The organism is Variovorax sp. 10L426 (assembly GCF_056395305.1).
This window is the reverse complement of the sequence record NZ_JBFTJF010000001.1, coordinates 83,955-103,599: the sequence shown is the minus strand read 5'-3', so window position 1 is coordinate 103,599 and position 19,645 is coordinate 83,955. Positions and strand designations below refer to the sequence as shown.

Here is a 19,645-nt window from a genome sequence, read left to right as displayed (position 1 = left end):
TTCATCGGAGGTCGGGGTGGATCGAAGTGTGCGAATTATCCGTGCGTCGATCCGCAACGCCCTCTCAGGCCGCCCACGAAGCCACCCTGTGGGCGGCCGTGGTCAACGCGCGATCTACTGCCTCCCCGATCAGCGTTCGCGCGCGACGCCAAAGGCCTCGGATGTTCGGCCGCGCTGCGCCACGCGCGCGATACGAGTACGCCGGCTTCGCCTGAACCGATTGCGGCGGAGGCATCCGGTTTCAGAACGGGACATGTTGCATTCCGACCGCCGCGCAGAACTGTGGCAGCGACCACTTCGCCGGGAGCAAGAACATCCGAGTTTCCAGTCGATCGAGATCCCCGGGATCAATATCACGGCCCAGATACGTGAGCTTCTTGTTGCGAAGTTCGGCGAACCCCGATTCGTAGCGCCGCGCCAGACTACGCCACAGGGCGTGCGCACCCGCTGACTGACGCGCCCCTGTCATCAGGCAGATTCCGGTGGCGAGCGCCCAGTCGTAAACCGCCGTTGCGATACCCAGCCGTTGGTATTCCGCCCTATAGCGTGAGTGAGGAGAGCGAAGATGTCGATCCGCCCGACGGTCGACTTCGACCAATCTGTTGAAGACCGTGCAGCCCGCAAGACATCGCCGCTGCATGTCTTCGACGTACGCGTAGAGCTCGCCGTCGGCCTCCCGGATGCGCACTTTGAGATGTGGATCGCGAAGACCGAAGGTCGGCAGGCCGTGCAGTGGGTCGCCCGGCTTATGAATGCGGTCGTAAACGGACGCGAGCGACTTGCCGCGGTCCGTGGACGGGTCGACATCGAGCCGAAGTTCAGCCGGGCGGTGAAAAGGGATTCGGAAATGGGGAAACGGCAGTGCAAGGATCATGGCTGTCAGCCCGTGGGATTGGAAGGTGTCGATCCAGGAAGAGTCTTCCCGTCTGCTGCCCAGCTTTCGGCTCGGAGTAGGTCGACAGAAGTAGTCATCGCTCGTTCATACCGGTCCAGCCATGTCCAGAAGGCGGCAGAACCGTGTCCGAATGAATTGACGATGCGCGCCAATCCAATGAGATTGACAAGTCGGCCTTCAGCACGAATCACCAGGTCATACGACTGCATGTCTTGCTCCAGAATCCGTACCCCCCGGAAACTGAGTTCGGCCAGAACTTCACGAGCATGGGCATGCGGAACCTTGATGCGCAGAAACATCACGGGCTCGACCCATGCGTCCAACTCGGGGTCTATGTACGTGTGAATCTCGGGCTTGCGGAAGACGACCTTCGCGTCATGCACATTCCCAATCACATGCTGCGCCTCTTCCAGGAAGCGCTCGTCGGCGGCGTAGATCCGCCCACCCCGGCCTTCGCACACCACGAGATATCGATCCGGGCGTGACAACCACTCCACCACGCCACGTTCCTCGAAGATCCGGAGTCCTTTTGCGCCCGGTAGCAGCGATTGCCGCAGCGGATAGTGGGCAAGTCTGTCGTTATTGAACATTCACATCACCTCTTCGAAAATTGGAAGGTCTGAGCGCCACGAGCCGTGCATCGACGGTCGGCCCATTGAATAGCGTCCATTTGAGGCTTTGGCTCGATGCGCAGATCGTGGGGTACCAACAGAACGTCGCCCCTGGACCACCACAGCACGCGGTGTGCCACGCTCCCAAAGAGGAAATCCGAGAAGCCAGAACGCCTGCGCTTGCCGACCACTATGAGTTCGGCGTTGGAATGCTGTTGTTGAATGACTGACTGGCGCGCCACATCGCTCCTGCCGATCCTGGTGGCGACCCGGTTGCGTCGACCAGTCGACGATTCGCTCGCGCGCTTGGTGCTCAGCGCGTGGAACGGCTCGATTTCAGCGTCGAGCGAGCGAGCCAGTTTCAACAGCTTCTGGGAGTTGGGCGTGGAGTCGATCGCCACCAGAATCCGGCGGTAGCGATGAAACACCTCCAGCCGTGCCAACAAGATCGGGCAAGGCACGATGCGCTGCAGGCGTTCGATGGGTTGGCCGCAGAAGAAGGTTTTGGCGGTTTTTTTCCAACGTTCGCCGACAACCAGCAAGTCTGCCCACCGAGCTTCCTCGGCGACCGCTTGCAGGTGTCCGCTGGTGTCGGCAACGTTCTTTACGAGAATGTCGAAGCGTGTGTAGATCTCTGCGGCGAGTCGCTTCACGTCCTGCTCGACATCTGTGTTGGTGGAACCACCAAGATCCCACGGCGCATACATGATTTTCAGCAGGGAGCGCTGCTGTGCAGCGAGCATCGCAGCACGAAGCACTGCGCGATTGCCCTGCGGCGAAAGGTCGGTGACGGCGAGAATGGAATGGAAGTTCATCGTTGTTCTCCTGATGGGCAAGTCGCAGCTATCCGAGGCTGATCGATTCGGCTGAGGCTTCTTATGCTCCGCCAAACACCGCAGCCGGATTGGGGAGGTGAGGTGGCTTGGGTGCGCCGGCCCTGACCCTGCGCACTGCAGGTTCGCCCGTCGACAGCCTCTTCGCAGCAGTGGCGCTGGACGCGGGCTCGTAGTCGTGAGGTACCACGAGGACGTCCGTGTTCGAGTAGCCAAGAATCCTGCTCGCGGTGCTTGCGAAGAAGAGGTCCCTCAGTCGCGATGAGGGATGCCTGCCAACGACGATGAGTTCAGCGCCGCTGTTCTGCTGCTGCACGACCGTTTGCCTGGCAGCGTCGCCGTGGCCGACAGCGGACATCACACGATTGCGCCTGGAGTCATACGAATCCGTCAGCCAGAACATCCTGTCCTGAGCGTAGCGCCGGCACTCGCTGCGGTAGGCCTTGATGGCGCGATCCGAGACCTCGGCATACCGAAGCTTTCCCTCGTTGGCCGTGCTCACCGCATGGAAGAGCTCGACCTGGGCCGACTTGCTGAGAGCAAAGCCAAGGTCGACAAGCCCGCGGGACGCCTCCGTGAAGTCGACGGCAACAAGCAGGCTGCGGTAATCATGTTCGGCCTCGCGCCGCACGACGAGAACGGGCCGCTTGGCGGTTCGAAGGAGCTCTTCGACCGGCTGGCCCATGAAGAAGGACCGCAGACCCTTCACCGACGCAGTACCCCAGACGACCAGGTCAGCGCGTCGCACTTCAGGCAGAAGGTCCTCGACAGTGAAGCCACGGCGGCTCACTGCACGTGCCCGGATGCCATGGCGCTGACTGAGCTGTGTAGCGTGGTGCGCCAGCCTGGTGGCAGCATCTGCAGGCGGTGCCTCGCCTGAGTAGGCCAGGCAGACGAGCTCGAGCGTCGAGCTGTGTTCCGCACTGAGAAGGGCCGCGCGAGCCAGCGCGTTGTTCCCGCGCGGGGAGAAATCGGTCACAGCGAGGATGGAGTGAGGGGTCATGGCAAATCCTTTCGATATGGCTAGCGCCAGCCTCCCGGCGCAGGCATTGCGACACGGGAATGCGGGTGCGGAGTGCGGCGGCTCTCAGGCGAGCCGTGGTCGACCTGGTGGTCGGGGGGATTACCGGGAGTAGTCGCCGGTGGCCTCGGGCTGGTACTGGATCGCCGCGATTTCGGCGGCGCACTCCTCGCCGGTCGGTGTGAGCCATCGGGCGACGTCACCGGTCTTCAGGCCCAAGAGGCTGTTGCCCACTGGCGAGAGCACAGAAATGAAGCCCGCGACGGGCTCGGCGTCTCCCGGGTAGCAAATCGTGAGCACCTGGCGCCGGCGCGTGCGCACGTCGACGACTTCCGCGCGTGAGTACATCGTGACGACATCCGCGTTGACGGCGCGGGAGCTGGTGACCTCCGCGGTGGCAAGCAAATCCGCGAGAGCGGGTGGAAGCTGCTGGCTTGGAAGCTTCGTCAGGCGGGCAAAATCAAGGTCGGTAAGCGTGCGCTCGTCGTGAACAACTGCATGCATGGCTGCACTCCATCGAATGCGAACGCCGTCTGAGAATGGCGTTCGCCAACGCGCGGGGCTTGTGCCCGGCGGTGGATGGTTGCGCTAAAAGGGGAGAGAGCGGACCGCCGGGCTTAGGAATGTGCTGGCGTCAGCTGACGACGCGCCGTCTTTGCGGCCGCACTCGCGTAGCTCACTGCGAGAAGCAGTGCAGCCAAGGCAGCGTGGGTGCAAATCAGGGTGGTCGTCATGAGGGGGAGTGTAGGCGGTTCAATTTATTCCGCAATCGTCGGAACCCAATGTCCTCACGGCCTCTGCCAGATTGCACGTCCTGAAGACTCCGGGCTCTCTGATGACGAGGCCCGTCACGAGACGCCAAGCGCCGGACGGTTAGATGACGCCTTGCGCCAGCATCGCGTCGGCCACCTTCACAAATCCAGCGACGTTGGCGCCGCTCACGTAGCTGATCGTGCCGTCTTCTCGCCGGCCGTGCTGAAGGCAAGCCTCGTGAATGCTGCGCATGATGCCGTGCAGCCGCGTGTCGACTTCCTCGCGCGGCCATGAGATGCGCATCGCGTTCTGGCTCATTTCAAGTCCGGAGGTTGCCACGCCCCCGGCGTTGCTGGCCTTGCCGGGCGCGAACAGAACGCCGCTGCCTTCGAACGTTCGAATGGCGTCCATGGTGGAGGGCATGTTCGCGCCCTCGGCGACACAGCGCACGCCGTTGCGGACCAACGTAGCCGCGTCTTCGCCGCCGAGTTCATTCTGCGTGGCGCAGGGCAGCGCAACGTCGACAGGTACATTCCACGGACGCTTTCCTGCGTAGAACTCGGCGCCAACCCGCCGAGCGTACTCGTCCACCCGGCCATAGAGATGGTTCTTCACTTCCATCAGTTGCGCCAGCTTGTCCTGCGTGAAACCGGCCTCGTCGTAGACCATGCCACTCGAGTCGGACACCGTGACGACACGGGCGCCAAGCGCCATGGCCTTTTCGATCGCAAACTGCGCCACGTTCCCTGACCCGGAGACGCTGATCCGCAGACCTTCAAGCGAGCGCCCCTCCTGCCGGAGCATCTCGTCGACGAAGTAAACAACGCCGTAACCGGTGGCTTCGGGCCGCATCAGTGATCCGCCATAGCTCAACGCCTTGCCGGTGAAGACGCAGTCAGCGCTGTTGCTGAGCTTCTTCATCATGCCCGCCATGAACCCGATCTCACGCGCGCCGACGCCGATATCGCCCGCGGGAACATCCCGGTCGGCACCCAGGTGGCGGAAAAGCTCGCTGACAAAGGCTTGGCAGAACCGCATGATCTCGCCCGGGCTGCGCCCCTTGGGATCGAAGTCGGATCCGCCTTTGCCACCGCCCATGGGGAGCGTCGTCAACGCATTCTTCAGAGTCTGCTCGAACGCGAGGAACTTCAGAATCGAAAGGTTCACCGAGGGATGAAAGCGCAATCCACCCTTGAAGGGCCCGATCGCCGAGCTGTGCTGGATACGGTAGCCGCGGTTCACATGCACATCGCCGTGGTCGTCCACCCAGGACACGCGAAAAATGATGGCCCGCTCAGGTTCGACAAGGCGGTCGAGCAGTCCGTGGTCCGCATACCTGGGGTGCTTCTGAATATGCGGCCACAAGCTTTCGATCACTTCCCCGACAGCCTGCAGAAACTCCGGCTGGTCGGGATTGCGCGTTGCAACGCAGTTCAGGAATTCTTCTGACGATCGGTATTTCATTTGTTGAGGGTTGGCCAGGGGTGTGGTGAGACGGCCAAATGCGGCCCTGCGCTTGCGACGTCGCGAGCCAACGCGACGCCGCTGAATCTTATCAACGCCCGGACTTGCGATTTCGCGCTCGAGCGCCTGGCCGACGCCTTGGCCAACGGGTTGCTGCCGTCCGCAGTGGATAGCGAGCGTGCCGATGGGCTGCGTGGCGTTCGGATCGTGCCGAGACGGGCTATTCCGGCGCGATCCTGGCCTGTCTCACGTAGGCGCCCCAACGGTCGTAGTCGCGCTTCACGACTTTCTTCTACGAGAGGCCCTGGCGCTATCTCCCGGTTACTCGCCTCTTCGGCACGAAATTTCCGCTGGCGCAGCGTATTGCATCTGCGAACTCGACGAGGATCGCAGGCCTCTTCGTTCCGCCTCGTCGAAAGAACAGGCCGAACGAGGGCAGGATGATCTGCGGCAGGACTCTGAGTCTCTGTACACCGCCTCGGGCGACTTCGTCCAGCGCATGCTCCAGTCGCACCGCGCACACCAGTGAAGGATCCTTGCGAAGCACGGTGCCGATAGTCACCGAGGACATCGCCTCGATGACCGGTAAGGGCGGCGTCACGCCGCTGTTGAGGAAGGCGGTCATGAATGCTTGCCTCACCAGCGTTTCCTTCGGTGGCACCACCCACGGCGCGGCTCGCAGATCGGCCCACCGCAACCTCCGCCCTGTCACGCTCTCGTTCGCACTGGACGCAAGCACACACAGCTGGTCCTTCAGCAGCACGACAGGCTCGAGCAAGCCGATCACGTCACTGGAGATCAGCTCCGGAGTGATGGCTCCGAAGACGCAGTCGAGTTCGCCGTCGAGCAGGCGATGGATGAGCTCATGGACGCGGCCCTCTCGCAACTGAACGGCCGCGCCCGGCATTCGCCGCCGCAGCTCGACGATGGCCGCTGGAACGGTCGCGGTGACCGACGGGGCACCCACGCGCAACACTGCGGTAATCCCGCTTTGCATGGCATCAACGTCCTCGGTGGCGCAGGCCAGCTCATTCAGCACTGCTCGCGCTCGGAGTACGGCACTTGATCCTAAGGCGTTCGCATGAATCCCTTGATGGCTGCGTTCGAACAGTTTGGCCCCGAAGCAGCTCTCGAGCTCGCCGAGCATTTTGCTGATGGCAGGCTGGCTGAGATGCAGCCGTGCCGCCGCACCGCGCATCGTGGGTGTCGCCTCACCTGACGGCCGAGCTCCTGTTGCGCGCCGCTGGCGTCACAGGCATCGTGGTGCAGTACCGTGGCGATGCGCCGGCCTACACCGAGCTTCTTGCCGGGCGGATCGACGCCACCTTGACGGCCATCACGACTGCGGTCCCCCACATCCAAGCCGGCAGGCTGCGCGTTTTGGGAGTCGCCACGGAAGAGCGCACGCCGCTCTACCCGGATGCGCAGACCTTCCGGGAGCAGGGACTGCCCTCCGTCGTCGGCTATGGCTGGTACGGCATGCTCGCGCCTGCAGGAACATCAGCGAGCATCGTCGCGCGATTAAACGCTGAGATCAATGCTGCAGTGGCCGACGCAGATGTCCGTCGCAAAGCCGAGGCCGCTGGACTGCAGCTGCGCGGAAGCACTAGCGCCGAGTTCAGTGCGTTCATCGCCAGCGAGACGCGCAAGTGGGCGCAGATCATCAAGTCCGCGAATATCACAGCCGAATGATGAACGCGAATTCCAGGGCGCAGCAGTGCGCCCCACACGCGCGAGTGGGTTCCTCGCGGTGGTGATCGACGGATCCGTGATGGTCATTTCTCCAGGTTTGGCCTTGCAACGCGACACCACGTCGTAATTTGTGATCGGCCGCCCGTTGCTGACTTTGAGTGTGAGCATGCGGCGAACGAACACATCTTGGCGACGGTCACAGCGGACGGTAGCCTGCGTGACAGGACGTTCAGCTCTGCTGCCAGCGATGCGGAAGCAGTTCGTCGATGTCGCTATGTGGCTGCGTCGGCAAGCGCAGGAACATGTTCCGCAGGTCGGCCTACGGATCGTGCCCGTTGAGACGCCGAGATGGAGCGCATTGTGCCCTGGGCACGGTTGATCGTGGTGATCGAACCGCTCCACCCCAAGAGCGGGCGCCGTGAGTCGACAACCGATCGGCGTGTCCAAGATGCTGCGCATATATTGCCTTCAGCAGTGGTACGGTCTGGCCGACGAGGCGCTGGAGGAGGCGCTGTGCAATAGCCAGTCGCTGCGCGACTTCGTGGGCATCGACTTGTCGCGCGAGTCGGTGCCCGACGCGATGACATTGCTGAAGTTCCGGCGCCTGGGCACACGCGCCATCGCGTCCGTCGACGCAGCGCTCACTTGGAAGGTTTCCTGGCGCGCGCGGACGATGCGGCTTTCTTGCCTTTCGCATGGGCCTCGAAAATGCGGCCGCCGTTGCGGCCAGACTCTCGCGCAGATGCGCGATCTCGCGCTCCGACTGCGCATGCTGGTGCTGCAACTGCGAAGCGAGATCGCACCTATTCGATAGCGGACGAAGAGTTTGCGTCCTTCGCATCGTCAAGGAACTGCGCGCGCAGCCCCTCGGCAAAGCGCATCGCCAACCGCGAACGCGGCCGGTCTCTCGGAAAGATCAGGCACAGGCTGAGTTCCACAAGCGGCCGGAACTTCCGGAACACGACGTCGGGAAGTGGATACTGATGCACCGTGGCCAGATCCACCAAGCCGATGCCGACGCCTTCAGCCACCATCAAGCAGGCTGCTTGAGACGAATTGACCTCGACGGCGACCACGGGGGAATCCAGTCCGTGCGCGCCGTAGGTCTGTTGGATCGCCATGCCGGTGCGCGTTGCCGGGCCGGTGGCCACCACAGTCTGGCCGGCGAGATCCTTGGGGGTCAGGTGCTTGCGGCGTGCGAGCGGCGACTTGCCGGGCACGGCGCACACGACACTCGATTTGCCCACCTTCTCAACCACGACGCTGGGGTCCATCACCGGCGCATAGACCAGTCCGATGTCCACGTCCCGTCTGGCCACGCGCTCCTCGATGGCGCGTGCCGTCGGCAGCGCATGAATGGTCACCTGCGCCCCCGGACTGTGCCGGTGCAGGCGCGACACCGCCCGAGGCAGATAGGCGTTCACGAAGGTGGGCGAAGCGGCGATGGCCAACCGTCCGATGCGGCCGTCGCGCAGCTGGTCGACCGAGCGGTTCAGGGTCTCGATGCGGCCGAAGATTTCCTGCACATCAGGGAAAAGGTCGGTTGCCTCCGGCGTGGGCTGCAGCCGTCCTGCGATCCGCTCGAACAACTTGAACTTGAGTTGCTGTTCGGCATGGCGCAGGACGTTGCTGACCGCCGGCTGGGTCACGTTGAGCAGTTGTGCGGCGCCTGTCACGGACCCGGACTGCATCACAGCGTGGAAGACCTCAAGGTGGCGAAGATTCACGACGATGCCCCGAAAAAGCCATCACTTTAAGTGATGAGGTACCGAAGAATATTCATTGGCTCCAAATACGAAGCCCGGACAAGATGCGGCGCATGGAGACAGACAAGCGCGAACAGGGCCTCACCATGCGAATGGCGACAGAGGCCCTCCAGATACGTCACGAGGAGATGCCTGCGGCTGTCCGCGGCGTCGCGCGGGATTGCCTCGCCGACTGGCTGGGCTGCACGTTCGCCGGCTTGCAAGAGCCGACCGCGGCGATCGTCACGCGCGCCGTGCTGGAGGAGGGCGGCGCGCCACAGTCCACTCTGGTCGGGCGCGGCATCAAGGCCAGCATGGCGCAAGCCGCACTGGCCAACGGGACGGCATCTCACGCGCTGGACTACGACGACGTGAACCTGGCTTTGCCGGGACATCCCAGCGTGGCGATCCTGCCGGCGCTGCTCGCGCTTGCAGAGCATCGCGACGCGCCAGGGGACGCGGTAGTGGCGGCGTTTGCCGCCGGCTACGAGACCGCTTGCCGCCTCGGGGTGCTTCTGGCGCCAGACCACTACGCCAACGGCTTTCACGCCACTGCGACCATCGGAACCCTCGGTGCGGCAATGGCCTGTGCCCATCTGCTGCAGCTGTCCCCGACACAGGCCGCCCACGCGCTCGGCGTGGCTGCGACGCAGGCGGCGGGCCTGAAATCGATGTTCGGCAGCATGGCCAAGCCGCTCCATGCCGGCCAGGCGGCGCAGGCGGGGGTCAGGGCCGCCTTGCTGGCGAGCAAGGGATTCGAGAGCCGCATCGACGCGCTGGAATGCGAAGGCGGATTCGGCCGCGCGCACGGCGCCGCCTTCCACGTCGAAGAGGCCTTGTCGACGCCTGCCGGCGGTTGGCATCTGTTGCACAGCATCTTCAAGATTCATGCGGCCTGTTTCAGCACGCATTCGACCATCGAGGCCGTTCTGGCCTTGCGAAATGAGCACGGCCTGGCCGCTGATGACGTCGTGCAAGTTCACGTGTCTGCGGGACAGGCCTGCGCGATTTGCAACATCCAGCAGCCATTCACGGGCCTTGAAGCCAAGTTCAGTCTCCGCGCGGCGGCAGCCTTGGCGCTGCTGGGGATAGATACCAGCAGCCTCCAGGCCTGGGACGGCGTGCGCGAGGAACACGTGCGCAGGGTGCTCGAGCGTGTGCACGTGGAGCTGGGCCCGGGTCAGGGGCTTTCGGAATCCACCGTCACGCTGCAGCGGGCCGACGGTCGCACCCTGACGCGTCACCTGGACGTCGGGGCCGCCCTTGCCGACAAGGGGGAGCAGGCGAGGCGCGTGGATGCCAAGTTCCGGGCCATTGCAGCACCGGTGATCGGCCGTGAGCGCTGCGACCGCATCCTGGATCGACTGGGCTCGTTTGGGCGCGGCACCGGCTGCGCGACGCTCATGCGCGAAATGAACTGATCAACTCAAGGAGAACCAACTGATGGACGAGCAAAGCATTTACGGCAAGGTCGCCAAGGGCGAGCCCTATCGCAAGGCAGGCGCCCGCCTGACCGAGGACGCGGAGGAGGTGCAATACCGCACCAAGCTGGGCGATCCGGCGCAACAGATGCGCGAATTCAAGATCTACCACCGTTTCGACAAGGCCCACTTGGTGATGCTGGCCGAGCAGGGCTTCCTGACGAACGCCGATGCGTCCGCCATGCTTCAGGCGCTGCGCCGGATGGAAGAGTTGGGAGTCGAGACCGTGCGCGCGGAAACCACGGCCGGGGAGCATTCCGGCGAGGCCTGGCTGATCACGCAGCTGGGGGAGGAAGTCGGCGGCCGCATTCACGCGGGTCGCAGCTCGGGCGACTTCATGGCCGTCACCAGCCGGATCTTCATCCGCGAATTCATCCTGAAGGTGATGGACGCGTCGATCGCGCTCAGAAAACAGTTGGTGAAGATGGCGGAGGACCACATCGACACTGTGATGCCGGCCTCGACCTGGTCGCAACATGCGCAGCCCACCACCTTCGCGCATTACGTGATGTCGTGGGAACTGGCGCTCGAGAATGACTTCGAGCGCCTCTCCCAGCTGTACGACCGGGTGAATCGAAGTCCCGCCGGTGCAGCGATCATGACCGGCTCGCGCTATCCCATCAACCGCGAACGCACGGCGGAGTTGCTCGGCTTCGACTCCACCATCACCAACACGCGTTATGCCGTGCTGGGCTTCGACGGCTGGCTGGGCGTGCCCGCCGAGGCCTACACGGTGCCGTCGCTGTTGATGATGAATGTCTCGGGCATCGCTTCGGAGCTGTACCTCTGGTCCACCACCGAGTTCTCGTATGTGGAACTGGCCGACCGGTATTGCGGCACGAGCAGCATCATGCCGCAGAAAAAGAATCCGTACACCTTGATGTGGGTGCGCGGCGCGGCGGCCCGTACCTACGGTCACTTGGCCTCGTACCTCTATGAAATGCACGATGTCTGCATGGGCTACGTGCGCCAATTGGGCGGAACGCTGGACGACGTGCTGGAAGCCACCGAGATCATGACGGGCGTGCTCTCCAGCCTGCAGATCAAGAAGGACCGCATGCTGGCCAATGCAACCACCATGAACTGGATCTGCGCCACCGACCTGGCCGACATGATGGTTCTGGAGAAGGGCTTGCCGTTCCGCACTGCGCACCAGATCACTGCGATCCTGGTGCGCATCGGCATCGATAAGGGACTGACCCAGGCTGGGGTGACCAGCGTGCTGGTGGACGAGGCCTCGATCGAGTACATGGGAAAGCCCTTGGGTCTTTCCGAGGCCACGATTCAAAAAGCACTCACGCCGATGGAATGCGTCAAGGCCCGCCAGCTGACCGGCGGCCCAGCGCCTGAACGCGTGCAGGAAGACATCGACCGTGCGCGTGCGCGCGTCGAGCAGGATGTCGCGGCAACGGTGGCCATCCGGAGGCGTCTGGACGAATCCGATCGGCGACTGGAAACTGCGATAGACCGGATTGTTTCCAAGTAAGGCATCGATCGATCAATGGAGACAAGCATGAAAACAATGGCCTTCAACGTCCGACGCGCAGCGCTGATGCTGCTGCTGTCTGCCGGCGCGGCCGGCGCCGCCCACGCCGAGCGCGTGATCAAGCTGGTGGTGCCTTACGGCAGTGGTGCCTCGCTGGACGTGGTTGCGCGTAGCGTCAGCACTGAACTGGGGAAGGCGCTCGGCGCCACTGTCATCGTGGAGAACCGGCCGGGCGCGGGCGGCAGCATCGGCACGACCGCTGTGGCCCGAGCCACCGACAACAACACCCTGCTGATGACAGCCGCGAGCCACAACTTCGCCAGCTATCTCTACAAGAACCCCGGCTACGATCCGATCAAGGATTTCACCGGCGTGAGCTATGTCGGCAACTCGGGCTTCGTTATTGCGGCACCTGGCAATCTCGGCGTCGGATCATTGACGGACTTCGTCAAGCTGATCAAGAGCAAGCCTGGCGAGCTCAACTACGCATCCGCAGGCAACGGCGGCGCGACGCATCTGGGCATGGCGCATTTCCTGTCGACGACAGGCGCCCAGATGCAGCACATCCCGATGAAGGCCACGGGCGAAGCGGTGAACGAGGTGCTGTCCGGTCGGGCACAGGGCACGATGGCAGCGACGGTGGCCCTGACCGGTTTTGGCAATGATCCTCGGATCAAGCTGCTCGCCTACACCGGTGCCAAACGCTCGCGCTTCCTGCCGGAGTTGCCGACGGTCGCTGAATCCGGATTCTCCGGCTTCAAGTACGACACCTGGTTCGCCATCCTGGCGCCCGCCAGCATGCCGCGCGCCGAAGTGAACCGGATCCACGATTCCATGGAGAAAGTGCTGGCGGAGACCGCCGTCCAGGAGAGGCTTTCGCGCTTGGGCATGGAGCCGGGCAGCATGGGCGTCGGCGAGCTGAACAAGATGCTGAAGAGTGACTACGAGGCGGCCGGGGTCATGGTGAAGGCGACGGGAGCGCACATCGAATAGGGTTTTGATGTCGGCACGCACCCGCAACAGAGACGCAGGCATTGTCACGTTGGCGATGGCATAAGCTTGCTGGATGCAAAAGAAGAAGTCGCTGTATCACGGTCATCGGTTCCTGCGGTGTGATCAGCCAGGCGGTGCGCTGGTACTTTCGATTTCAACTGAGCCTGCGCGACATCGAAGAGCTGCTTGTTCGAGCGCGGTGTTGTCGTCAGCTACGAGACGATCCGGCGCTGGTGCGACAAGTTCGGCGCGAGCTTCGCGCATCGCGTCAAGGGCGCACGCCGCAAGCCGGGTTTGACCTGGCACCTGGACGAGATGTTCGTGACGCTGCGCGGCGAGCCCTACTTGCTGTGGCGCGCCGTCGATCAGCATGGCGCCGAGCTCGATATTCTTCTGCAGGAGCGCCGCGACAAGCTCGCAGCGAAACGCCTTTTCAAGCGCGTGCTCGCCGCCTGCCCGGAGGCTCCCCGCAAGATCGTCACCGATCAACCGCGCAGCTATCCGGCCGCAAAGGCCGAGATCGCGCAGCTTGCCAATGGCTTCCGCCTGCCTGAGCGCACCCAGGCTTTCTCTCAAGCTTCGGGCCCATCCGCCAGCACTTTGCGATCAAGCGCCATCTGCTGCGCGCCTCGCTCTATCGTAAACATCTGGCCGCGCGATTCGAAGCATGGCGCCTGTTCACAGGCAGTGCCCAAAATCCGTCCGCCGCCTTCTGAGCCATCAGTCCTTTGCCAGCTTTGCAACCCGTCATCGCCAACGTGACAATGCCGTTCTGAAGTATGTCTGCCCCGATCCACATTTTCTAGCACCTGATCAACGCGACGTGGCGGCACGCGAGATCACGGCACGTCGTGCGTCGCCGTCGTTCATTTGCCAAACAACTTGGCCACGTGCTGCCACGTGCGCAGCATCAAGCCCGCGCGTTCCACATCGGCCTGCGCGATCAGTGGCGCTTCTCCGACCGGCTTGCCGTTCGAGTTCGCGACCACCTTGCCGATCACCGCACCCTTGGCCACCGGCGCCTCCAGATCAGGCTTGACCTGCACCGAGGTCTGCACTTGCTGACCACGCGGCACCGTCACCGTCCATGGCGACCCCAGAGCCGCGGCCACAGTGTCGGCCTTGCCAAAGTTGACCTTGGCCGTCGTCACTACCGTGTTCGGCTGAATGGGCGTGGCCTTCTCGAAGTTGCCGAAGCCCCACCCGAGTAGCTGGCGCGTCTCGTCGGCACGCGCCTGCGCGCTATTGGTGTTGAGGATCACCGTGATCAGGCGCATTCCGTTGCGCTTGGACGAAGTGACGAGACAGTAGCCCGCCTCCTGGGTGTGGCCCGTCTTCAGTCCGTCAACTGTTGGATCGGTGTAGAGCAGGGCATTGCGATTTCCCTGCTTGATGCCGTTGTACTTGAACTCGCGCTCCGCGTAGATCGGGTAATAGTCGGAACTGTCGCGGATGATCGCTCGCGCCAGGATCGCGAGGTCCCGCGCAGACGCCTTGTGCTCCGGGTCGGGCAGGCCCGTCGCATTCACGAAATGCGTGTGCGTCATCCCGAGGCGCTGGGCTTCGGCATTCATGAGCTTGGCAAAGCCCTCTTCGGAGCCTGCCAGATGCTCGGCGATCGCCTTGGACGCGTCGTTACCCGATTGGATGATGATGCCGCGCAGGATGTCGATCACCGTGGCCTGGCTGTTTAGCGGCAGGTACATGCATGACTCAGTGCTCGAGCCACGGCACCAAGCGTTCTGACTGACCGAGACAAGATCGTCTTTCTTGAGCTTGCCCGAGCGAAGTGCCTGTTCGACAAGGAAGCTGGTCATCATCTTGGTCAGCGACGCTGGCGGCAGCGGTTCGTCGGGGTTGGCAGAGCCGAGTACCTCGCCAGAGTCGAAGTCCATCAACAGCCATGCCTTGGCGGGGAGCGCTGGGGGCCCGCCGGCAACAGCGGTCTGTCCGGCTACTGGCGCCGGGGCAGGCGCATCGGCCGTGGGCTTCTTAGGGGTTGCATGCTTGGCGGCGTGGGAGGCCGCGAAAGACGCCGAGTTGGGAACCAGAGCGCCCGTGGCGATCGCGAAGACGAGCGGGAGGATGGAGAAAATCTTTGGTTGCATGAGTGTTCAGGGGGCAGAACGGAGATTGTGGCGGGAGCAGGCGTCGATTTTCGAACTTGCATAGAGGATTGAAAACCGCAGTGCAAGTTCAGCCAACTATCTGAGCTTTCTGGAAACGGTCCGATCCGCACGGTACCGGGAGGTGCGCTCTTCGGCCTGCGGCCACACTGGCTGGACGACGCCAATCTTGAGATGCGGAAAGGCTTCGCCCAGTGTCGCACAGCGAGCCGCAGGAACTTGAGCCGATCGCATAGCATTTGCTCTACAATCGATGCATGAAAACTGCCCAGCTGCCGCCCGTTCGTGTAGAACCAGCCGTGCGCAAAGAGATCGAAAGCGTGCTACGCCAGGGCGAAACTCTTTCGCAGTTTGTGGAGAATGCGGCTGTGCAAGCCGCTCAGCGGCGCAGATCGCAGCAGGATTTCCTCAAGCGTGGCCGCGAATCCTTGGAGCGGGCAAAGAAGAGTGGTCAGTACTACTCCGCGAAGGATGCGCTCGATGCAATGCAGGCGCGCCTTGATGCGCGGATGGCGCAACTTGCGCGAGGAAAGCGCGGCACAGCCGCTCGTTCGTGACATACACCGTCTCCCTGACGCATGAGGCCCTTGAGGATCTGATGCGTCTCGAGGACTTTCTCATTGAATCGGCGCTGCAACACGGGGACTTCGATCTGCCGCGTCGCGCAGTGGCATCGATCCGCACGGAACTCCGAATCCTCGAGACGAATCCGTTCACCTGCCGCATCGCCGACGATGACCGGCTCGAGCGAGAATTGGTCATTCCTTTCGGGGCGTCGGGATATGTAGCGTTGTTTCGAATCGTCAGCGAGAAGGAGGTCGTGGTCGCAGCGATCCGGCACCAGCGTGAGGACGACTACCACTAGCTATCAGTGCCAGCGTCTCGGCAATCCAGAGAAGCGACATCAATGGAATGGCGGGCCCGCGTTGGTTGAAGGGTGTCACGTTGAGGGTCCGTGGTCGCAACATCGGCAGGGGACGTTGCGACCACGGACCCTCAACGTGACAACGCCGACGATTCGGATTCTTAAGTGACGAGTATTGAGGCTAGCGGTGAGGAGGCAACTTCCTGCGGGTCCGCCAGCGATGCGCCAGGGCCACCAGCGCAGCCAGCGTGACGATGACCACCAGGGCGATCACCTCGTAACGCTCCACATCCGCGAGAAGCCATTTCAACGTGTGGCCGAACAGGTAGCCCGCCCCGGTCACGGCGACTGCCCAGATCGCCGCGCCGATCAGGTTGAAAAACAGGAAGCGCCGGGCCGAAACATCGCTCATCCCGATCACCACCGGGCCGACGATCCGCACCCCATACATGAAGCGCACGCCGACGATCAGCCACGCATGGTGCCGCATCAACAACCGGTTGATTCGCTCTGCGTTGGACGCCATGCGTGGCACGCGCCTCAACAGCGCTTCGCCGTAGCGCCAACCGAGGAAGAAGAAGATCTGGTCGCCCAGGGTTCCGCCGAAGAAGGCCACGGCGATGACCCACGGCAGCGACAGGTGACCCTGGTGCGCGGCGAAGCCCGCTAGGATCAGGATGGTCTCACCCTCAAGCAGGCTGCCCGCCAACACGGCGACATACCCGTAGTTAGCGAGCAGGTGGTGCAGGGACATCGATTTTGGCAACCATTCGTTTCCACATCATCCCGCCAAACGCACCATCCTAAGCCGGTGCTAGGGTTTTCCCTTTATTTTCTATAATGGTTAGCAAGCTATCTAATTGAGCGAAGAAATGACCACCACCACCACGCCCACCGCAGGCAAGGAGCGCGAATCAGCGCTCATGGCGCTGACCATCCTGTTGTCTGTCCTGCAGCGGGCGTACCGCGCGACCGCCGACAAGGCGGTCGCGCACGTTGGGGTCTCGCAGGCGATGGCGTGGCCGCTCGTGATGGTCGGCCGTCAGGGAAGCGGCGTGCGGCAGGGCGCCATTGCCGATCTGCTGGGCATCGAAGGACCTTCGCTGGTCCGTTCGGTGGACCAGCTTGTGGCGGCCGGTCTGCTCCAGCGCCGCGAAGATCCGAGCGACCGGCGGGCCAAGACGCTGCACCTGACACCCACCGGCGCGGCCGCGCAGGCGCAGATCGAGGAAAGCTTGCATCGATTGCGCGCCGACCTGTTCGAAGGCGTTCCGGACGACGACGTGGCCGCTTGTCTGCGCGTCTTCGCGACGCTGGAAGAGCGCCTTGGCTGCGTGCTTCCCGGGGCGCCGGGCAACGCGGGCGGGACGGCGGAGTAGCGCGATGAACCTGCCCTCGCTTCCGCGCTTTTCGCGCGCGGAAGTCATCTTCTCCCTCAAGAGCCTTGCCGCGGCCATGCTTGCCATGTACTGCGCAAGCCGTGTCGGACTGCCGCGGCCGTTCTGGTCGCTGATGACGGCCTACATCGTCGCGAATCCGCTCGCCGGTGCCGTGAGGTCGAAGGCGATCTACCGCTTCCTGGGAACGCTCGTCGGCAGCTCGGTCACATTGGTGATGGTTCCGGCCCTGTCGAACGCGCCGGAGCTGCTCACGCTCGCGCTGGCCCTCTGGGTGGGGTTCTGCCTGTATGTTTCGCTGCTCGATCGCACGCCGCGTTCGTACGTGTTCATGCTCGCGGGGTACACGGCGGCGTTGATCGGGTTTCCCGCCGTCGAGACGCCGCAGACATTGTTCGACGTCGCCACGGTCCGCGTGGAAGAGATATGGATCGGCATCCTCTGCGCGACCCTGGTTCACAGCCTGATTCTTCCGAGCGGACTGGCGCCGAGCGTGCTGGGCCTTCTCGACCGCACGCTGCGCGACGCCAGGCAGTGGATGGCCGACCTGCTGGCGCCGCACCGCAAGCGCATCGCACCTGATTCGCGCGCGATCGCCGACGATCGCCGCCGGCTGGCGGGCGACATCACGCAGTTGCGGCTGCTATCCACGCACGTTCCTTTCGATACCACGCACCTGCGCTGGACAGCGGGCGCCATCCGGGGCATGCAGGACCGTGTCGTGGCGCTCACGCCCACGCTGTCCGCTGTCGAACAACTGCTACAGGCGCTGGAAGAGGCGGAGGGCGCTCTGCCATCCGAGGCGACCGCATTGCTGGCGCGCGTTGGCGCATGGCTCGAACACCCGCGCGAGGCGCAAGACGCGGGTGACGCCATCGAGATGAAAGCCTTGCGAGACGACATCCAGCGCCTGACCAACCCGCCGCCCGAGATGGCTGTCGGCTGGAATGGCGCGCTGCGAATCGCACTGGCAGCGCGTCTTGAAGAACTCGTCGATGGCTGGCACGCGTGCGACCAATTGCGGCGCGACATCGACCACGGATTGACGGGCGCCGCGATCCCGTCGCGGGGGACATCCGCGCTGGACAGCCGGGCATTGCATCGCGATCACGGCATGGCCCTGTTGTCGGCGCTGGCCGCAGTCATATCGATCTGCCTGTGCAGCGCGATCTGGATTCTCACGGGCTGGCCCTCGGGCTCTGCGGCAACCATGATGGCCGCGGTCTTCTGCAGCTTCTTCGCGACGATGGACGATCCGGTGCCGGCGATCCATACCTTCCTGAAATGGACCCTCTGGTCCGTGCCGCTGTCCGCCGTCTACGTGCTGGTGTTGCTGCCGCTGGCGCAGGACTTCGGCATGCTCGTCCTGATCTGCGCGCCGACCTTCTTCGTGCTGGGTCTCTACCTCGGACGTCCGAGCCACTTCATGGCCGCGATGGCGATGCTGTTGACCGGTGTGGCCGGAACGATGGCGCTGCACGACACGGGTTCTGCCGACATCGTGACCTTCATCAACAGCACCCTGGCGCAGGTGGTCGGCATCATCGTGGCTGCACGCGTGACGCGGCTGGTGCGGTCCGTGGGTGCCGACTGGAGCGCGCGCCGCATCCAGCGAGCGACATGGCGCGAACTGGGCGCGATGGCGGCGGCGCCGCGGGCACCCGATCGGGCACAGGCCGAGGTATCGCGCATGCTCGATCGCATCGGCCTGCTGGCACCGCGACTGTCCGAAGCAGGCGGCGCCATCGAAGGCGTGCCTGCCAACGACGCGCTGCGCGATCTGCGCGTCGGCGCCGACATCGCATCGCTGCAGCGGACGCGCGCTGCGCTTCCGCTGCCGGCCGTATCCGAACTGCTGGCGGACATCGCGCGCTTCTTTGCATCTCGTGGCATCGGGCGCAAGGCCGAGGCGTTGCCGGGCCTTCTGCCGAAGATCGACCTGGCGCTGGAGCGAGCGCTGCGCTTTCCGGCACCGATCGACGAATGGCGTTCGGCGGTGACGGCCCTGGTGGGGCTGCGCCGCAATCTCTTTCCCAAGGCGCAGCCGGCGCTCAGTCTTCCCGAAGGAGCCGCCCCATGATCGGCGAGGCAACTTTCTACGGTCTCTACTTTCCATGGTTGATGCTGCTGGCCCTGCTTGCGTTGCCCGCGCTGTGGGTCGTGCGACGCGTATTGGCCGCCACGGGCTTCTATCGCCGGGTCTGGCACCCCGCCTTGTTCGACATGGCGCTCTATGTGTTGCTGCTCTACGGCATTCACCGCGCTACCTCCCTGCTTCAATGA

19 protein-coding genes and 2 pseudogenes are annotated in these 19,645 nt (G+C 63.6%); 11 read left to right on the top strand and 10 right to left on the bottom strand.

Features of this window, described 5'->3' with window-relative positions; translation table 11 throughout:
* Window positions 1-241: 241 nt before the first annotated feature.
* From AC1DHL_RS00515 to AC1DHL_RS00485, 7 genes are all read right to left on the bottom strand, one after another.
* The gene (locus tag AC1DHL_RS00515) at window positions 242-874 is read right to left on the bottom strand and encodes an N-acetyltransferase (RefSeq protein WP_478096565.1); all 633 of its coding nucleotides are present in this window, start codon (window positions 872-874) and stop codon (window positions 242-244) included.
* Between the two features lie 5 nt (window positions 875-879).
* Window positions 880-1,485: a hypothetical protein gene (locus tag AC1DHL_RS00510; RefSeq protein ID WP_478096567.1), complete on the bottom strand. Its 606-nt coding sequence runs from the start codon at window positions 1,483-1,485 to the stop codon at window positions 880-882.
* Between the two features lie 5 nt (window positions 1,486-1,490).
* On the bottom strand, window positions 1,491-2,321 hold the full coding sequence (locus AC1DHL_RS00505) for a universal stress protein (protein WP_478096568.1): 831 nt from the start codon (window positions 2,319-2,321) through the stop codon (window positions 1,491-1,493).
* A 61-nt stretch (window positions 2,322-2,382) separates the two neighbouring features.
* Window positions 2,383-3,342, bottom strand: coding sequence for a universal stress protein (locus tag AC1DHL_RS00500; RefSeq protein ID WP_478096569.1), 960 nt, complete (start codon window positions 3,340-3,342; stop codon window positions 2,383-2,385).
* A 120-nt stretch (window positions 3,343-3,462) separates the two neighbouring features.
* Window positions 3,463-3,864 (bottom strand): GreA/GreB family elongation factor, encoded by a 402-nt coding sequence (locus AC1DHL_RS00495; protein WP_478096571.1) that lies wholly within the window; start codon window positions 3,862-3,864, stop codon window positions 3,463-3,465.
* A gap of 369 nt (window positions 3,865-4,233) precedes the next feature.
* Window positions 4,234-5,577 (bottom strand): NADP-specific glutamate dehydrogenase, encoded by a 1,344-nt coding sequence (gene gdhA, locus AC1DHL_RS00490; protein WP_478096573.1) that lies wholly within the window; start codon window positions 5,575-5,577, stop codon window positions 4,234-4,236.
* 310 nt (window positions 5,578-5,887) lie between these two features.
* Window positions 5,888-6,775, bottom strand: a complete 888-nt coding sequence (locus tag AC1DHL_RS00485) for a LysR family transcriptional regulator (protein ID WP_478159798.1) — start codon at window positions 6,773-6,775, stop codon at window positions 5,888-5,890.
* Here AC1DHL_RS00485 and AC1DHL_RS00480 point away from each other — a divergent pair.
* Window positions 6,757-7,269 carry a Bug family tripartite tricarboxylate transporter substrate binding protein gene (locus tag AC1DHL_RS00480; RefSeq protein WP_478096577.1) on the top strand — a complete coding sequence of 171 codons (513 nt, stop codon included), beginning with the start codon at window positions 6,757-6,759 and terminating at the stop codon, window positions 7,267-7,269. The two genes, AC1DHL_RS00485 and AC1DHL_RS00480, sit on opposite strands and share 19 nt — an antisense overlap.
* A 342-nt stretch (window positions 7,270-7,611) precedes the next feature.
* Window positions 7,612-7,876, top strand: a pseudogene (locus AC1DHL_RS00475) (transposase); the annotation flags it as partial.
* 196 nt (window positions 7,877-8,072) lie between these two features.
* Here AC1DHL_RS00475 and AC1DHL_RS00470 read toward each other — a convergent pair.
* The gene (locus AC1DHL_RS00470) at window positions 8,073-8,996 is read right to left on the bottom strand and encodes a LysR family transcriptional regulator (RefSeq protein ID WP_478096579.1); all 924 of its coding nucleotides are present in this window, start codon (window positions 8,994-8,996) and stop codon (window positions 8,073-8,075) included.
* Window positions 8,997-9,088: 92 nt separating this feature from the next.
* Between AC1DHL_RS00470 and AC1DHL_RS00465 the strand changes: the two genes are divergently transcribed.
* The 4 genes and pseudogenes from AC1DHL_RS00465 to AC1DHL_RS00450 all read left to right on the top strand — a co-directional run bounded on the left by AC1DHL_RS00465 (window position 9,089) and on the right by AC1DHL_RS00450 (window position 13,690).
* Window positions 9,089-10,435, top strand: a complete 1,347-nt coding sequence (locus AC1DHL_RS00465) for an MmgE/PrpD family protein (RefSeq protein ID WP_478096581.1) — start codon at window positions 9,089-9,091, stop codon at window positions 10,433-10,435.
* A gap of 22 nt (window positions 10,436-10,457) precedes the next feature.
* Entirely contained in the window at window positions 10,458-11,981 is a 1,524-nt protein-coding gene (gene argH, locus AC1DHL_RS00460) for an argininosuccinate lyase (RefSeq protein WP_478159796.1), read from the top strand.
* Window positions 11,982-12,008: 27 nt separating this feature from the next.
* Entirely contained in the window at window positions 12,009-12,974 is a 966-nt protein-coding gene (locus AC1DHL_RS00455; protein WP_478096585.1) for a tripartite tricarboxylate transporter substrate-binding protein, read from the top strand.
* Window positions 12,975-13,047: 73 nt separating this feature from the next.
* Window positions 13,048-13,690 (top strand): annotated as a pseudogene (locus AC1DHL_RS00450) (IS6 family transposase).
* A 150-nt stretch (window positions 13,691-13,840) separates the two neighbouring features.
* On the opposite strand, the gene AC1DHL_RS00445 reads toward AC1DHL_RS00450, so the two are convergent.
* Window positions 13,841-15,082, bottom strand: coding sequence for a D-alanyl-D-alanine carboxypeptidase family protein (locus AC1DHL_RS00445; protein WP_478096586.1), 1,242 nt, complete (start codon window positions 15,080-15,082; stop codon window positions 13,841-13,843).
* A gap of 275 nt (window positions 15,083-15,357) precedes the next feature.
* Between AC1DHL_RS00445 and AC1DHL_RS00440 the strand changes: the two genes are divergently transcribed.
* Window positions 15,358-15,657 (top strand): YlcI/YnfO family protein, encoded by a 300-nt coding sequence (locus AC1DHL_RS00440; protein ID WP_478096588.1) that lies wholly within the window; start codon window positions 15,358-15,360, stop codon window positions 15,655-15,657.
* Complete coding sequence (locus tag AC1DHL_RS00435; RefSeq protein ID WP_478159794.1) at window positions 15,654-15,965, top strand: type II toxin-antitoxin system RelE/ParE family toxin; 312 nt, start codon at window positions 15,654-15,656, stop codon at window positions 15,963-15,965. Before AC1DHL_RS00440 ends, AC1DHL_RS00435 begins: the two co-directional genes overlap by 4 nt.
* 181 nt (window positions 15,966-16,146) lie before the next feature.
* Here AC1DHL_RS00435 and AC1DHL_RS00430 read toward each other — a convergent pair whose 3' ends face one another.
* Window positions 16,147-16,719, bottom strand: coding sequence for a DedA family protein (locus tag AC1DHL_RS00430; RefSeq protein WP_478096592.1), 573 nt, complete (start codon window positions 16,717-16,719; stop codon window positions 16,147-16,149).
* 118 nt (window positions 16,720-16,837) lie between these two features.
* Here AC1DHL_RS00430 and AC1DHL_RS00425 point away from each other — a divergent pair, with 118 nt between their 5' ends.
* The 3 genes from AC1DHL_RS00425 to AC1DHL_RS00415 are packed head-to-tail and all read left to right on the top strand — an operon-like array spanning window position 16,838 to window position 19,645.
* Entirely contained in the window at window positions 16,838-17,344 is a 507-nt protein-coding gene (locus tag AC1DHL_RS00425; RefSeq protein WP_478096594.1) for a MarR family winged helix-turn-helix transcriptional regulator, read from the top strand.
* A gap of 4 nt (window positions 17,345-17,348) precedes the next feature.
* Entirely contained in the window at window positions 17,349-19,442 is a 2,094-nt protein-coding gene (locus AC1DHL_RS00420; protein WP_478159792.1) for an FUSC family protein, read from the top strand.
* Window positions 19,439-19,645, top strand: coding sequence for a DUF1656 domain-containing protein (locus AC1DHL_RS00415; RefSeq protein ID WP_478159790.1), 207 nt, complete (start codon window positions 19,439-19,441; stop codon window positions 19,643-19,645). The genes AC1DHL_RS00420 and AC1DHL_RS00415 overlap by 4 nt, the downstream gene beginning before the upstream one ends.